We start from the raw sequence: 14,923 nt of genomic DNA, 5'->3' as shown, positions 1-14,923 counted from the left end.
GACGGGGCGTTCGTGACGAGAGCTGCTGGTCTCAGTGCTCGATGACCGCGAGGACGTCGCGCGCCGAGAGGACGAGCAGGTCCTCACCGGAGTACTTGACCTCGGTGCCGCCGTACTTCGAGTAGATGACCTTGTCGCCGACGGCGACGTCGAGCGGCACGCGGTTGCCGTTGTCGTCGATGCGACCCGGGCCCACGGCGACGACCTCGCCCTCCTGGGGCTTCTCCTTCGCGGTGTCCGGGATGACGAGACCGGAAGCGGTGGTCTGCTCCGCCTCGACCTGGCGGATGACGATGCGATCCTCGAGCGGCTTGATGGTGACGGCCACGGTGACCTCTTCTTTCTCGGTACTGACTCGGTACAGATGGGAACCGGTTGGCACTACGCACAGGAGAGTGCCAACGACAACTCTAGGGACAGTCTGGCACTCGGTCAATCCGAGTGCCAGCACGTGTCGGGCGTCCCGGCGACCTGGGAGGATCGTCGGGTGGAAGCCGCCGACCTCGCCCAGCTGTTGACCCCCGAGGGGATGGCCCTGCTCGACCGTACCCCCGGTGTCTCGGACGGGGGCGAGATCGTGCGCGTGGTCTCTCGGCTGCGCGGCGAGGGGCACGATCCCGGCCTCGTCGCCGCGGTGCTGACCCAGGCGAAGCTCCGGCAGAAGGCCCGCGCCAAGTTCGGGGACTTCGCCGGACGGATGCTCTTCACCGAGGCCGGGCTCGAGCAGGCCACGCGGCTGCAGGTCGCCGCGCAGCACGCCGGCCGGTTCGCCGCTGCGGGGATCACCCGGGTCGCGGACCTCGGGTGCGGCATCGGCGGCGATGCCATGGCGATGGCGGCGCTCGACCTCGACGTCACCGCGGTCGACCGTGACGAGGTGACCGCCGCGGTCGCGACGCACAACCTCGCGCTCTGGCCGAACGCGCGGGTCGAGCTCGGCGACGCGGCGTCCTTCGACCTGTCCCGGGTGGACGGCGTGTGGATGGACCCCGCCCGACGGACCGCCGGGCACGCGAACACGAGACGCCTGGCCGACCCGGACGACTGGTCGCCGTCGCTCGACACCGTGTTCGCCGCGGCGACGACGACCCCGACCGGGGTGAAGCTCGGGCCCGGCATCGACCGCGACCTCATCCCGGACACGCTCGAGGCGCAGTGGGTGTCCGTCGACCGCGAGGTCGTCGAGCTCGTCCTGTGGTCCGGCCCCCTCGCCCGCGACGGTGTGCGCCGTGCGGCGACGGTCATCGGCGCGCACGGGATCGCCGAACTCACCGGTCCGGCCGACGCCGAGGACGTCGAGGTCGGTCCCGTCGGTGCCTACCTGTACGAGCCGGACGGGGCCGTGATCCGCGCGCGCCTGATCGGGGACCTGGCGCGCTCGATCGACGGGCGCATGCTGTCCGAGGGCATCGCGTACGTCACGTCGGACCGCGCGGTGACGACGCCGTTCGCGCAGGGGTTCCGGGTGCTCGACACGATGCCGCTCGACGTGAAGCAGCTCGCGGCACGCCTGGCGGCGGACGACGTCGGCACGGTGGAGATCAAGAAGCGCGGGGTCGACGTGGATCCCGCGCAGTTCCGGAAGCGGCTGCGGCTGCGGGGGCGGCGGTCGGTCACGCTCGTGCTCACCCGTCTGGAGGGACGGCACACCGCGCTCCTGTGCGAGCGGCTCACCGACGCGGCCGGCTAGCCCGCGGGGCGGGGCGGTGCGGCCCGCCGGGCTGCACGGGCGCCCGCGCGTTGGGCGCGCATCGCTGTCGCGATCGGGTCCGCGGAAGCGACAGACCCCCACCGGACATCGGCGGGGGTCTGTCGCTTCCGCGGAACGGAACAGAGCGGGTCAGTGCGGGTCAGCGCGAGTCAGCGCGCATCAGCGGATGAAGGCACCCGAGTCGTAGTCGTACGGGTCGGAGTACCCGCCGCCGGAGTTGGCGAGCACCACGAAGAACACGATGACGCCGATCAGGGCGATGCCCGTCGCGATCCACCCGACGATGATGCCGGCGAGCGCCAGGCCGCGCCCGGACTCCCCCGTCGTCTTCGTCTTGCCGAGTGCCACGTGCCCGAGGATCGCACCGGCGGGGCCCGCGAGCACCGCGAAGAACGCGAAGACGAAGGTCAGCAGGGACAGACCGGCGACACTGCTGAAGACGATCGACAGGATCGCGAGGGTGTTCGTCTTCGGGCGCTGGGCGTACGGCTGGTACCCGGTCGTGGCGTACGGGGCCGCGTAGGGGTTGCTGCCCTGCTGCGGCGCGTAGGGGTTGTGCTGGGGACCCGAGGCCGCGTAGGGGTTGCCCTGCTGCGGCTGCTGCTGCTGCCCGTAGGGGTTGCCCGGCTGCGCGTACGGGTTCTGCTGCTGCGGCTGCTGGCCGTACGGGCTGCCCGGCTGCGAGGACTGCGCGTACGGGTTCTGCTGCGACTGCTGGGGCTGCGCGTACGGGTTCGCGGACTGCTGCCCCTGGCCCGAGGGTGCGCCCGGCGCCGGCTGCGCGTAGGGGTTGCCCTGCGACGGCTGACCGTACGGGGTGCCCGGCTGCTGGCCGGTCGACTGCGACGCGCCCGACTGCTGCGATGCACCCGACTGCTGCGACGCTCCCGACTGCTGGCCGTCCTGCTGCGGCCGGCCGTCGTCGCTCGCGTTCGACTCGCCCGGCTTCGGCCACTGGTTCTGATCGGACACCGTCCACCCCTCCTGGCACCCGGTCGGTCGGTGCCTGCTGAGCATCCTCCCACACGGGCCGGAGGCGGGTTCAGCAGTCGCTCGCCGCCCGGGAGCGCGTCTCAGACCTGGACGGTCGTCACCGGCAGCGTGGAGTCCGCCGCGATGCCGAGGTCGCTCGGCGCGTGCCCCTCGGCCACCAGGCGTGCCCCGACCGCGGCGATCATGGCGCCGTTGTCGGTGCAGAGGTCGAACGGCGGGATCCGCAGCGCGACGCCGGCGTCCGCGCAGCGTTCCTCGGCCACGGCTCGCAGCCGAGCGTTGGCGACGACCCCACCGCCGAGCAGCAGCCGGTCGACACCGGTGTCCCGGCACGCGGCGAGCGCCTTCGTGAGGAGCACGTCGACGACGGCCTCGCGGAACGATGCCGCGACGTCGGCGACCGGGACCTCCCGACCCTCGTCGCGGCACTTCTCGACCCACCGTGCGACCGCGGTCTTCAGCCCGGAGAACGAGAAGTCGTACCGGTGCTGCGCCATGTCCTTCGGCAGCGTCAGGCCCCGCGGGAAGCGGATCGCGGTCGGGTCGCCGTCCGCCGCGGCCCGGTCGATCTGCGGCCCGCCCGGGTACGGCAGACCGAGCAGGCGTGCGACCTTGTCGAACGCCTCGCCCGCCGCGTCGTCGATCGTCTCGCCGAGCAGTTCGACGTCGCCGACCAGGTCCCGCACGAGCAACAGCGACGTGTGCCCACCGGAGACGAGCAGTGCCACCGTCGGCAGCTCGATCGCGCTGCCGTCGGCCCGCAGCACGTCCGCGCCGACGTGCCCGACCAGGTGGTTCACCCCGTAGAGCGGCTTGCCCGTTGCGACCGCCAGGGCCTTGGCCGCCCCCACACCGACCATCAGGGCGCCGGCGAGCCCCGGGCCGGCGGTGACGGCGACGGCGTCCAGCTCGTCGAGGGTCACGCCGGCGCGCTCGAGTGCCTCGTGCAGGGTCGGGGTCATGGCCTCGAGGTGCGCCCGCGCGGCGACCTCGGGCACGACGCCGCCGTACCGAGCGTGCTCGTCCATGCTCGACGCGATGACGTTGGCCAGCAGCGTGGTCCCGCGGACGATGCCCACGCCGGTCTCGTCGCAGCTCGTCTCGATGCCGAGCACCAGGGGTTCAGTCGCGCTCACCGAGGGTCTCCTGTCCGATCGGTCCGACGCCGCCCGACGCACAGGGCGTGGCGGGGAGCTCCGCCCGCATCACCCACGCGTCGACACCGTCGGGCTGGTAGTAGCGGGGACGCACGGCGATCCGTTCGAACCCGGCCGCGGTGTACATCGCCTGCGCCACGGGGTTGTCCGCACGCACCTCGAGGAACACCTCGTGCACGTCGCGGCGTCGGGCCTCGTCGAGGAGCTCCGTGAAGAGCACCTTCCCGATGCCCCTCCCCCGCTGTTCCGCGCTGACCGCGATCGTCTGGACGTCGGCGACGGGGTTGCCCGCGAGCGACGACAGTCCCGCGTAGCCGACGACCGTCGGCGCCCCGTCCTCCGTCGTCTCCACGACGACGTAGTACCCGTGCGGCGACCACAGCTCCCCCGCCATCTGCGACGAGGACCACGCGTCGGTGGGGAAGGACGCGTGCTCCAGGAACATGACGTCGTCGAGGTCCTGCGGCACCGCGCGGCGCAGCCGCAGCCCCGCGGGGAGTGCGGGCAGTCCGGTCACCGGACGACCCGCTTCGGTGCTCCCGGGACGGTGACGTCGGGGTCGCGCAGGTACAGGGGGGTGTCGTCGGCGAAGGGCGCGCCGGAGGCGAGCCGGTCTGCGGCCAGCGCCCCGAGCCTCCCGGCCGGGACGGTCGCGACGGTCACGCGGGGCCAGTCGACGGCATCCGGACGGGAGGCACGGATCGCCTCGTCCAGGTCGGCCGGCTTCGCGAGCCCCGGGCCGGCGACGCGCGTGCCGGTCTCGTCGTACGCGCTCCAGTAGACCTCACGGCGTCGCGCGTCCGTCAGGACGACGAACGGTTCGTCCTGGTCCTGGTCGGCCGCGATGGCGTCGTGGCTGACGAGCGGCAGGAACGGGACGCCGCGTGCGGCGGCGAAGGTGCGCGCGGCGGCGATGCCGACGCGCAGACCGGTGAAGGGGCCGGGGCCCATGCCGGCGACGACCCCGGTGACGCCGGTGCCGGTGATCCCGGCCTCGGCGAGGACGTCGGCGAGGAACGGGCCGACCACCTCTGCGTGACGGCGGGAGTCGTCGGTGCTGCGCTCGGCGACGGCGCGGCCGGTGGCCGGGTCGACGACGGCGACGGAGGTACCGGCGGACGTGTCGATGGCGAGGAGCACCCGTCCATCGTAGGCGCGAACGGGACGACGGACCGGCTGCCCGTCGACGACCCGGCCGGCGCCGACTTCTTCATCGATCCGCTGGCCTGACGGCCGAGCAGGTGACCGCGGTCCCGGTCAGAGGGTGACGCCGGCCCAGCGGTCGCCGGTGCCGGTGACGACCACCCGTCGGGGCTCGTCCGGCACGTCGTCGGGATCGAGCTCGTCGGCTCCGGAGTCGGGCGCACCGGCTCCGGTCGCGCGGACGATCTCGACGTCGAGCACGTCGTCCGAGATGCCGTCCACGAACCCGCGCCCCCACTCGACGACCACGATCGAGGTGTCCCAGTCGAGGTCGAGGTCGTCGAGCTCCACCGGGTCGCTCAGCCGGTAGGCGTCGACGTGCACCAGGTCCGGTCCGGCCGTGGTCGGGTGCGTCCGGGCCAGGACGAACGTCGGGCTCGACACCTGACCCCGTGCGCCGAGTGCGGCGCCGAGGCCGCGGGTGAGGGTGGTCTTGCCGGCGCCGAGCGGGCCGGTCAGCACGACGAGGTCCCCGGCGCGCAGGACCGCCGCGAGTCGGGCGCCGAGCGCGCCCATCTCGTCGGTCGTCGACACCGACGTGTCGAGCAGCACCCGCGCGTCGGTCACGGCTGTTCCCGCAGGTAGTCGCCGACCCGGCCCTCGACCTGGTGCCCGACGACCTCGCGCGTCACCCGGGCGCCGATCCGGCACGTCACCTCTTCCCCGATGGTGCCGAGCGCCTCGCCCCACTCGAGCACCGTCATCTCGCCGTGCTCCCCCGTGCCGAACAGGACGACCTGGTCGCCGACGCGGACGTCGTCGTCGCCGACGTCGACCAGCAACTGGTCCATCGCGACGCGGCCGGCGATCGGGTACCGCTTGCCACCGATGGTCACCTCGACGCGGCCCTGCGCACGACGCGGGACCCCGTCCGCGTACCCGACGGGCACGAGCGCGAGGGTCGTCTCCGACGCGGTGCGGTACGTGTAGTCGTAGGAGACGCCGGTGTCGACCGGCACGCGCTTCGTCTTCGCGACCGAGGCGGTGAGCGTCATCACCGGCTCGAGGCCGAGGTCGGCGGCGGAGACCCCGTCGGCGCCCGGGATGCCGAACAGGTTCGCGCCCATGCGGACCATGTCCTTGCGGAACTCCTTGCGCTCGAGACCCGCGAGGGACGCGGCGACGTGCTCCGTCGGCAGGTCGAGCCCGAGGTCCTCCGCGGTCTCGACGGCTCTGTCGAACGCGGCGACGGCGGCGCTGTCGTCGTCGTCGGAGGACTCGGCGAGGTGCGTGTAGGCCGCGACGACCTCGATGCGTCCGGCGCGCTGGGCGTCGACCGCGAGCGACACCAGCTCGGGCCAGACGTCGGGGGTGGCGCCGTCGCGGTGCAGCCCCGAGTCCACCCCGAGGTGCACGCGTGCGGCACGCTGGTCGACGGCGTCGACGACGCGCTGCAGCTCGGCGACGTTCGAGACGCCGAGGTCGATCGCGGAGTCGATCGCGTCGCGGAAGTCGAGCGCCGGGTCGTGCTGCCAGGTGAACAGGTGGACGTCCTCGCCGACCCCGATCGCCCGGAGGCGCAGCGCGGCGGGCACGGTCAGCACACCGATCCAGCGGACCCCCGCGTCGACGGCGGCGAGCGCGATCGGCTCGAGGCCGTGCCCGTAGGCGTCGGCCTTCATGATCGCCATGACCTCGACGGGGTGCATCCACTCCCGAACGAGGTCGAGGTTCGACCGGTAGGCGTCGAGGTCGATCCGGGCCCGGCGCAGCGGCGCGTTCACGTCGTCCTCCGTTCCACGCTGCGGCCGACCCTGGCGACCACCTCGTAGTTGATGGTGTCGATGGCCGCCGCCCAGTCCTCGACCGCGGGGTCGCCGTCCGCCGGGTCGCCCCAGAGCACGACCTCGTCACCGACCCGGACGTCGGCGTCGCCGATGTCGATGTGCATCGCGTTCATCGCGACGCGGCCGACGACGGGGAACATCCGGTCGCCGATGCGCACCGACACCCGGTTGCCGAGGTCGCGGTCGAAGCCGTCCGCGTACCCGAGCCCGATCACCGCGAGCCGCGTGTCCGTCGTCGCGCGCCAGGTGTAGCCGTAGCTGACGCCCTCACCCGCCGCGACCGGGACGGTCCGGAGCACCGCGGCGGTGACGCGCATCGCCGGGCGCAGACCCAGGTCGGCCGCGGTGCGGTCGGCGAAGGGGCTGAGGCCGTAGAGCGCGAGACCGACCCGTGCCGCGTCGTGCCGGGTCTCCGGGACGGCGATGCTGCCGGCACTCGCGGCGAGGTGCACCACGTCGGGCACGATGCCGTTCGCCGCCAGGCCGTCGAGCGCCCGCTGGAGTGCCGCGTCCTGGTCGAGGTCGTCCGCGCGGGACGCGTTCGACAGGTGCGACATGAGCCCCTCGACGCGTGTGCGACCGCCGGAGCGCGCGATCCGTCCGGCGGTCGCGAAGAGTTCGGCCCACTCGGACTCGACGGCGCCGTTCCGGCTCAGCCCGGTGTCGACGCAGACGTGCACCGCGGGCACCTCGGAGTCGGCGGCGGCGGCGAGCTGCGAGACGCTCGACACCGCCGGGGTGACGTCGTACTGCGCGGCGCGGCGGAAGTCCTCGTCGGGGGCGTGCAGCCACGCGAGGATCCGGACGCCCTCGTCGATGCCGGCGCGGCGGAGCGCGATGCCCTCGTCGACATCGGCGACCCCGAGCCACTCGGCGCCGGCGTCGACGAACGCCCGTGCGGCGTCGATCGCCCCGTGGCCGTACGCGTTCGCCTTGACGACCGCGATGACGCCGGCCGGTGCCACGCGCTCGGACACCGTCGCGTAGTTCGCGATGAGGGCCTCGCGGTCGACCGTGATCCCCGTGAACGCGCTCATGCGCCCCCTCCTTCGATGACGACGAACGCCGTCGCGATGCCGCCGTCGTGCGACAGCGACAGGTGGACGTTCGTGACACCGCGGTCCGCAGCCACCCGTCGAGCGCCCTCGTGCAGGGTGAGCGACGGGTTCCGCTGGTCGTCCGCGACGACCTCGAGCTCCTGCCAGCTCAGCCCGGCGCTCGAGCCGAACGCCTTGATGAGCGCTTCCTTCGCAGCGAACCGGGCCGCGAGTGACGTCACCGGCCGGGGTGCACCGTCGCGCAGCTGCTCGGCCGGCGTGAACAGCCTCGTGCGGAGCGCCGGGGTGCGCTCGAGCACACCCCGGAACCGCTCCGTGTCGACGACGTCGACCCCGATGCCGATGATCACGTCGGGTGCTACTCGACGGTGACCGACTTCGCCAGGTTGCGCGGCTGGTCGACGTCGAGGCCCTTGGCGGCGGCGAGCTCCATGCCGAACATGTGCAGCGGCGCGACGGCCAGCAGCGGCTCGAACAGCGGCGTCGCGAGCGGGATCCGCAGGACCTCGTCCGCGAAGGGCAGCACGGCGGCGTCGCCCTCTTCGGCGATGGCGATCACCCGGGCACCGCGGGCGCGGATCTCCTGGATGTTCGAGACGACCTTCGGGTGCAGCGACCGGGCGTCACGCGGCGACGGCACGATGACGAAGACGATCTGCCCCGGCTCGATGAGCGCGATCGGGCCGTGCTTGAGCTCACCGGCGGCGAAGCCCTCGGCGTGGATGTACGCGAGCTCCTTGAGCTTGAGGGCACCCTCGAGCGCGATCGGGTACCCGACGTGGCGACCGAGGAACAGCACGCTCCGGGTGTCGGCCATCCAGCGTGCGAGCTCGGCGACGCCGGACGCGTCGTCGATGGTCTGCTGCAGCTTCGGCGCGAGGCCCTCGAGCTCGGCGACCTGCTCGGCGATCTGCTCGGCGGTCAGCGTGCCCCTGAGCGTCGCCAGGTGGAGCCCGAGCAGGTACAGCGCGACGCCCTGGGCGATGAAGGCCTTCGTGGACGCCACCGCGACCTCGGGACCGGCGTGCGTGTAGATCACCGCGTCGGACTCGCGGGGGATCGTCGCGCCCTGGGTGTTGCAGATGGAGAGCACCTGCGCACCCTGCTCGCGGGCGTACTTGACGGCCATGAGCGTGTCCATGGTCTCGCCGGACTGGCTGATCGAGACGACCAGCGTCCGGTCGTCCAGCACCGGGTCCCGGTAGCGGAACTCGTGGGCGAGCTCGACCTCGACGGGGACGCGTGCCCACTGCTCGATGGCGTACTTGCCGAGGATGCCGGCGTAGGCAGCGGTGCCGCAGGCGATGACGATGACACGGTCGACCTGCTGCAGCCGGTCGGCGATCGGGTCGAGGTCGGTCAGCGTCACGGCACCGTCGTGCACGCGACCGAGGATGGTCTTGGCGACGGCCTCGGGCTCCTCGCTGATCTCCTTGGCCATGAAGGAGCTCCAGCCACCCTTGTCGGCGGCGGAGGCGTCCCAGCTGACCTCGAACTCCTCCGGGGTCGCCGGGGAGCCGTCGAAGTGGACGACCTCGACACCGTCGGGACGGATCGTGGCGATCTCGTCCTGGCCGATCGCGAGGGCGCGCTGCGTGTACGCGACGAACGCGGCGACGTCGGAGCCCATGAAGTTCTCGCCGTCACCGAGGCCGACCACGAGCGGGGAGTTGCGACGGGCACCGACGACGACGCCCGGCTGGTCGGCGTGCACGACGAGGAGCGTGAACGCGCCCTCGAGCCGCTGCACGACCTGCTGCATCGCGGCGGTGAGGTCCCCGGTGGCACGGAACGCACGACCGACCAGGTGCGCGGCGACCTCGGAGTCGGTCTCGCTGGCGAACTCGACGCCCTCGGCGAGGAGCTCCCGCTTGAGCTCGGAGAAGTTCTCGATGATGCCGTTGTGGATGAGCGCGAGCTTGCCGCCGTCCGCCAGGTGCGGGTGGGCGTTGCCGTCGGTCGGGCCGCCGTGGGTCGCCCAGCGGGTGTGCCCGATGCCGGTGCCGCCGTCCGCGATCGGGTGCGACTCGAGCTCCTCGATCAGTGCCTGCAGCTTGCCCGCCTTCTTCGCCGAGACGAGGTCACCCGGCCGGTCGACGACCGCTACGCCCGCCGAGTCGTAGCCGCGGTACTCGAGACGACGGAGCCCACCGAGGAGGACCTCCTGGCTGCTCTTGCTGCCGACGTAGCCCACGATTCCACACATGCGTTCGATCCTACGGCCTGGCTGACCGTCGACCCTGCGACGTGATGGGGGTGGGGATAACGTTTGGGCCATGGGACGCTTCGACGACATCGAGATCACCACGCTGCACGGGGAGCACACCACCTTCGGGCGGTTCTCCGACCGGGCCGTCCTCGTCGTGAACGTCGCGTCGCGCTGCGGGCTCGCGCCCCAGTACGAGCAGCTCGAGGCACTGCAGAAGACCTACGGCGACCGCGGCTTCACGGTCCTCGGGTTCCCGAGCAACCAGTTCCTGCAGGAGCTCGGCTCCTCCGAGGCCATCGACGAGTACTGCTCCACCACGTGGGGCGTCACGTTCCCGATGTCCGAGAAGGTCAAGGTGAACGGCAAGGGCGCCCACCCGCTCTACCAGGCCCTCAAGGAGACGCCGGACGCATCCGGCAAGGCCGGTCGGGTCAGCTGGAACTTCGAGAAGTTCCTCGTCGCCCCCGACGGCACCGTCACGCGCTTCCGTCCGACCACGAAGCCGGACGCCCCCGAGGTCGTCGCCGCCATCGAGGCGGCCCTGCCCGCCTGACCGGCGGAGCGGCCCGGCTGACCGGCGGCCCTGCCCGCCTGACCGGCGGAGTCGCGGCCCGGCGGTCGCGTCGCGCGGACAGGCACCGGGCTCCGGACGGGAGGCACGGTGCCGGCGGGCCGGTCCGCCCACGTCGGTCGTGCCTCCCGTCTGTACGCTCGTGCCCATGCCGATCACGGAAGCCGCCGTCGCGCACCCGACCCCGTTCGTGGAGATCCCGCGCGACGAGTGGTCCCAGCTCGCGCCGAAGGAGCACCTGTCGCTCACCGAGACCGAGATCGTGCAGCTGCGCGGTCTCGGTGACCGGCTCGACATGCAGGAGGTGCAGGAGGTCTACCTGCCCCTCTCCCGCCTGCTGACGCTGTACGCGGCCGGCGCCAGGGACCTGCACGCCGAGACGAGCCGGTTCCTCGGCGAGCGGGCCGGCCGGACGCCCTTCGTGATCGGTGTCGCCGGGTCGGTGGCGGTCGGCAAGTCGACCGTCGCGCGCCTGCTGCGGGAGCTGACGAAGCGCTGGCCGGACACCCCGCGGGTGGAGCTCGTGACGACCGACGGGTTCCTGTACCCGAACGCGGAGCTCGAGCGCCGCGGGATCATGGACCGCAAGGGCTTCCCGGAGTCGTACGACCGACGCGCGCTGCTGCGGTTCGTCAGCCAGGTGAAGAGCGGGGCGGCCGAGGTCCGCGCGCCGTACTACTCGCACCTGGTCTACGACATCGTCCCGGACGCCGAGATCGTGGTGCGGCAGCCGGACGTCCTCATCGTCGAGGGCCTCAACGTGCTCGCGCCGCCGGTGCACGGGCGGCTCGCGCTGTCCGACCTGTTCGACTTCACGATCTACGTCGACGCGAAGACGAAGGACATCGAGTCCTGGTACGTCGACCGCTTCCTGGCCCTGCAGGAGGAGGCGTTCTCGAGCCCGGACTCGTTCTTCCACCGGTTCGCGTCGCTGTCCCGGGAGGACGCGGTCCGCACCGCGACCGACGTGTGGCGGGCGATCAACGAGCCGAACCTGCTCGAGAACGTGCTGCCGACGCGCTCCCGGGCCACGCTCGTGCTCAAGAAGGGCGCGAACCACAAGGTGAACTCGGTGCTGCTCCGCAAGATCTGACGCGGCCGAGGAGACAGCCCGCGAAACGCAACGAGGGCGGTTCCTCGCAGCGGTACTCCGCTGCGAGGAACCGCCCTCGTTGCGTCTTGCGGGGCCTGGAGTGCCCTACGCGGCGGCGTCGATCGCCAGCCGGTCGCGCACGACGTCGGCGAGCTCCTCGGCGACGCGCTGGGCGTCCTCCTGCGAGGCGGCCTCGACCATGACACGGACGACCGGCTCGGTGCCAGACGGACGCAGCAGCACGCGGCCGGAGTCGCCCAGCGCCTCGGTCGCCGCGGCGATCGCGTCCTGGACGCCCTGGTCGGACAGCCCGTGCCGGTCGACACCACGCACGTTGAGGAGCACCTGCGGGAAGACGGTCATGCACGACGCGAGCTCCTGCAGGGTCTTGCCCGTGCGCGCCATCTCGGCCACCAGGTGGAGGCCCGTCAGGACCCCGTCGCCCGTGGTCGCGTAGTCGTTGAAGATGATGTGGCCGGACTGCTCGCCACCGAGCGAGAACCCGCCCTCGTTCATCTTCTCGAGCACGTAGCGGTCGCCCACGCCGGTCTCGAGCACGGTGATGCCCGCGTCCGCCATGGCACGCTTCAGGCCGAGGTTCGACATGACGGTGGCCACCAGGGTGTCGGAGGCCAGCTGCCCGCGTTCCTGCAGCGACAGCGCGAGGATCGCCATGATCTGGTCGCCGTCGATCGCGTTGCCCGCGGCGTCCACCGCGAGGCAGCGGTCCGCGTCGCCGTCGTGCGCGATGCCGACGTCGGCACCGTGTTCGAGGACGGCACGGGCCAGGTTGTCGATGTGGGTCGAGCCCACGCCGTCGTTGATGTTCATGCCGTCCGGGTCGGCCCCGATCAGGGTGACCTTCGCGCCGGCGTTGACGAACACCTCGGGTGAGACACCGGCGGCGGCACCGTTCGCACAGTCGAGCACGACGTGCAGGCCGTCGAGCCGGTGCGGCAACGTGCCGAGCAGGTGCACGACGTAGCGGTCCTCGGCGTCGGCGAAGCGCGTTATGCGGCCGACGTCACCGCCGGTCGGGGTCGGCGCGGACTGGTCGTGCATGGCCGCTTCGATGCGGTCCTCGACCTCGTCGGGGAGCTTGCGACCACCGGTGGCGAAGAACTTGATCCCGTTGTCGGGCGCCGGGTTGTGCGACGCGGAGATCATCACGCCGAAGTCGGCGTCGATGTCCGCCACGAGGAACGCCGCAGCGGGGGTGGGGATGACCCCGGCGTCGAGCACGTCGACGCCGGCGGAGGCGAGCCCGGCCGCGACCGCGGCACCCAGGAACTCACCGGATACGCGCGGGTCGCGCGCCAGGACCGCGCGGGGGCGCGGTCGACCGGACGCCCGGCGGGCGTCCGCATGGTGTCCGTGCGTGAGCACGGCCGCGCTGGCCTGGGCGAGACCCAGTGCCAGCGCGGCCGTCAGCTCGCCGTTGGCGAGTCCACGAACACCGTCGGTACCGAACAGACGCGGCATTGCGATCGGGTTCGTCGAGCGACTAGCGCTTCGAGAACTGCGACGCCTTGCGGGCCTTCTTGAGACCGGCCTTCTTGCGCTCGATGACGCGGGCGTCACGGGTGAGGAAGCCGGCCTTCTTGAGGGTGGCGCGGTTGTTCTCGCGGTCGATCTCGTTCAGCGCACGGGCGATCGCGAGGCGGAGCGCACCGGCCTGACCCGAGGGGCCACCGCCCGTGATGCGTGCGACGACGTCGTAGGCGCCGAGGAGCTCGAGCACCTTGAACGGGTCGTTGATCAGCTGCTGGTGCAGCTTGTTCGGGAAGTAGTCCTCGAGCGTGCGGCCGTTGACCGTGAACGCGCCGCCACCGGGGACGAGGCGCACGCGGGCGATGGCCTCCTTGCGGCGCCCGACGGCACCGCCCGAGACGTTGAGGATCTGGCGGGGAGCGGCCTCCGAGGACGCCGGGGCGCTCTCGGTGGTGAAGCTCTCCGGGGTCTGGTCGAGGGAGTCAGCGATCTGAGCCATGAGTGTTATCAGTCCTTGAAGTCGTCGTGGCCGTCGTTACTGCGCGACCTGGTCGAAGGTGTACGCCTTGGGCTGCTGCGCGGCGTGCGGGTGCTCCGCGCCGGCGTAGACCTTCAGCTTCTTGAGCTGCTCACGGCCGAGGGTGTTCTTCGGCAGCATGCCGCGGATCGCCTTCTCGACGGCGCGGGTCGGGTGCTTCTCGAGCATCTCCGGGTAGGAGGTCGCCGTGAGGCCGCCCGGGTAGCCCGAGTGACGGTAGTAGACCTTCTTGGCGAGCTTGGAGCCGGTGAGGGCGACCTTGTCCGCGTTGATGATGATGACGTAGTCACCCATGTCCATGTGCTGGGCGAAGGTGGCCTTGTGCTTGCCGCGCAGGAGCGCCGCGGCGTGGGTGGCGAGACGGCCGAGGACGACGTCGGTCGCGTCGATGACGATCCAGTCGTGCTGGACGTCTGCCGGCTTCGGGGAGAACGTACGAGTCACAGGAGTGCTGCTTTCGTGTCGAGGTGAGGAGTCCGTGAATCCCGCTCCGGTGGGTGTTCCGCGGGCGATGCTCGTGGAACTGCCCGGTGGAGGGCTCATCTGACTGTCCGGCGCACGGGGCGCACAGACCAAGGTGAGAGCCTACCCGACGCGGCGCACCTTGTCGAACGCGGGCCGTGCCGGACGGGAGGCGCGGGGCGGCACCGCCATGTGCCTCCGGTCCGTCCGTGGTCCGGATCACCGCGCGGGACGCGACATCGCACCCGTCGGTCGACGGGTGCGATGTCGCGGATCGGGTGCCGGCGCGGTCAGTCCGTGCGCGCCGCCCGGCGACGACGTGCCACGACCAGGCCGGTACCGGCCGTGAGCAGGAGCAGTGCGGCGACGAGGCCGCCGGTGAGCTCGGCGCCGGTGAACGCGAGTTCGCCGGTCGCCGGGTCGATCCGGATGTCGGTCCACCCGATGAGCGATCCGTCGGCAGCCGTGACGGCGAGGCGGTGCTGACCCGTCGTCGTGCTCGGCGGGATCGTCACGCGCACGGTGCCGTCCGCGGCGACGACCGCCGTGCCGAGGAGCACCGGGTCGGAGTACAGCCACACCGAGACGCGCTGCCCGGCGAGCGCCGAGCCGACGCCGACGGTGATGGTCTCGCCCGCTCGCGCCGAGGA

Annotated in this window: 16 protein-coding genes and 1 pseudogene; 3 read left to right on the top strand and 14 right to left on the bottom strand. The window is 72.1% G+C overall.

The genetic code is table 11. The annotated features are described in order from the left end of the window. Positions 1–31 precede the first annotated feature (31 nt). Positions 32–328, bottom strand: a complete 297-nt coding sequence (gene groES, locus D8M35_RS04415; RefSeq protein WP_056121496.1) for a co-chaperone GroES — start codon at positions 326–328, stop codon at positions 32–34. 159 nt (positions 329–487) lie between these two features. On the opposite strand from groES, the gene D8M35_RS04410 reads away from it, so the two are divergent. After that, positions 488–1,690: a class I SAM-dependent methyltransferase gene (locus D8M35_RS04410; protein WP_126890756.1), complete on the top strand. Its 1,203-nt coding sequence runs from the start codon at positions 488–490 to the stop codon at positions 1,688–1,690. 180 nt (positions 1,691–1,870) lie between these two features. Here the strand turns inward: D8M35_RS04410 and D8M35_RS17180 are convergent, their stop codons facing one another. The 9 genes from D8M35_RS17180 to glmS all read right to left on the bottom strand — a co-directional run bounded on the left by D8M35_RS17180 (position 1,871) and on the right by glmS (position 10,115). After that, complete coding sequence (locus D8M35_RS17180; RefSeq protein ID WP_161972600.1) at positions 1,871–2,683, bottom strand: DUF4190 domain-containing protein; 813 nt, start codon at positions 2,681–2,683, stop codon at positions 1,871–1,873. A 101-nt stretch (positions 2,684–2,784) separates the two neighbouring features. Next, positions 2,785–3,840 (bottom strand): tRNA (adenosine(37)-N6)-threonylcarbamoyltransferase complex transferase subunit TsaD, encoded by a 1,056-nt coding sequence (gene tsaD, locus D8M35_RS04400; RefSeq protein WP_126890754.1) that lies wholly within the window; start codon positions 3,838–3,840, stop codon positions 2,785–2,787. Further along, a complete protein-coding gene (gene rimI, locus D8M35_RS04395) occupies positions 3,827–4,378 on the bottom strand; it encodes a ribosomal protein S18-alanine N-acetyltransferase (RefSeq protein WP_238638091.1) in 552 nt (183 codons plus the stop codon). Before rimI ends, tsaD begins: the two co-directional genes overlap by 14 nt. Further along, positions 4,375–5,001 (bottom strand): tRNA (adenosine(37)-N6)-threonylcarbamoyltransferase complex dimerization subunit type 1 TsaB, encoded by a 627-nt coding sequence (tsaB, locus tag D8M35_RS04390; RefSeq protein WP_126890753.1) that lies wholly within the window; start codon positions 4,999–5,001, stop codon positions 4,375–4,377. Before tsaB ends, rimI begins: the two co-directional genes overlap by 4 nt. 117 nt (positions 5,002–5,118) lie before the next feature. Further along, entirely contained in the window at positions 5,119–5,631 is a 513-nt protein-coding gene (gene tsaE / locus D8M35_RS04385) for a tRNA (adenosine(37)-N6)-threonylcarbamoyltransferase complex ATPase subunit type 1 TsaE (protein WP_126890752.1), read from the bottom strand. Next, positions 5,628–6,788 (bottom strand): alanine racemase, encoded by a 1,161-nt coding sequence (alr, locus tag D8M35_RS04380; RefSeq protein ID WP_161972599.1) that lies wholly within the window; start codon positions 6,786–6,788, stop codon positions 5,628–5,630. Before alr (D8M35_RS04380) ends, tsaE begins: the two co-directional genes overlap by 4 nt. Beyond that, a complete protein-coding gene (alr, locus tag D8M35_RS04375; RefSeq protein WP_126890750.1) occupies positions 6,785–7,888 on the bottom strand; it encodes an alanine racemase in 1,104 nt (367 codons plus the stop codon). Before alr (D8M35_RS04375) ends, alr (D8M35_RS04380) begins: the two co-directional genes overlap by 4 nt. Continuing rightward, positions 7,885–8,259 (bottom strand): holo-ACP synthase, encoded by a 375-nt coding sequence (locus D8M35_RS04370; protein WP_126890749.1) that lies wholly within the window; start codon positions 8,257–8,259, stop codon positions 7,885–7,887. The genes alr (D8M35_RS04375) and D8M35_RS04370 overlap by 4 nt, the downstream gene beginning before the upstream one ends. Positions 8,260–8,267: 8 nt before the next feature. Next, on the bottom strand, positions 8,268–10,115 hold the full coding sequence (gene glmS / locus D8M35_RS04365; RefSeq protein ID WP_126890748.1) for a glutamine--fructose-6-phosphate transaminase (isomerizing): 1,848 nt from the start codon (positions 10,113–10,115) through the stop codon (positions 8,268–8,270). Positions 10,116–10,185: 70 nt separating this feature from the next. Here glmS and D8M35_RS04360 point away from each other — a divergent pair, with 70 nt between their 5' ends. Both D8M35_RS04360 and coaA read left to right on the top strand, forming a co-directional pair. Continuing rightward, on the top strand, positions 10,186–10,671 hold the full coding sequence (locus D8M35_RS04360) for a glutathione peroxidase (RefSeq protein ID WP_126890747.1): 486 nt from the start codon (positions 10,186–10,188) through the stop codon (positions 10,669–10,671). Positions 10,672–10,837: 166 nt separating this feature from the next. After that, complete coding sequence (gene coaA, locus D8M35_RS04355) at positions 10,838–11,782, top strand: type I pantothenate kinase (protein WP_126890746.1); 945 nt, start codon at positions 10,838–10,840, stop codon at positions 11,780–11,782. A 105-nt stretch (positions 11,783–11,887) separates the two neighbouring features. On the opposite strand, the gene glmM is transcribed toward coaA, so the two are convergent. The 4 genes and pseudogenes from glmM to D8M35_RS16530 form a co-directional block, all read right to left on the bottom strand. Beyond that, positions 11,888–13,264, bottom strand: a complete 1,377-nt coding sequence (gene glmM, locus D8M35_RS04350; RefSeq protein WP_126890745.1) for a phosphoglucosamine mutase — start codon at positions 13,262–13,264, stop codon at positions 11,888–11,890. Between the two features lie 22 nt (positions 13,265–13,286). Continuing rightward, positions 13,287–13,772 carry a 30S ribosomal protein S9 gene (gene rpsI / locus D8M35_RS04345; RefSeq protein WP_126890744.1) on the bottom strand — a complete coding sequence of 162 codons (486 nt, stop codon included), beginning with the start codon at positions 13,770–13,772 and terminating at the stop codon, positions 13,287–13,289. Positions 13,773–13,808: 36 nt separating this feature from the next. Then, complete coding sequence (rplM, locus tag D8M35_RS04340) at positions 13,809–14,255, bottom strand: 50S ribosomal protein L13 (protein WP_022904636.1); 447 nt, start codon at positions 14,253–14,255, stop codon at positions 13,809–13,811. 308 nt (positions 14,256–14,563) lie between these two features. Then, positions 14,564–14,923: pseudogene (locus tag D8M35_RS16530) on the bottom strand (hypothetical protein); the annotation flags it as partial.

The organism is Curtobacterium sp. HSID17257 (genome assembly GCF_003989515.1).
Taxonomy (GTDB): Bacteria; Actinomycetota; Actinomycetes; order Actinomycetales; family Microbacteriaceae; genus Curtobacterium.
Note: the sequence above shows the minus strand (reverse complement) of the source record. Positions and strands in the feature narration are given on the sequence as shown.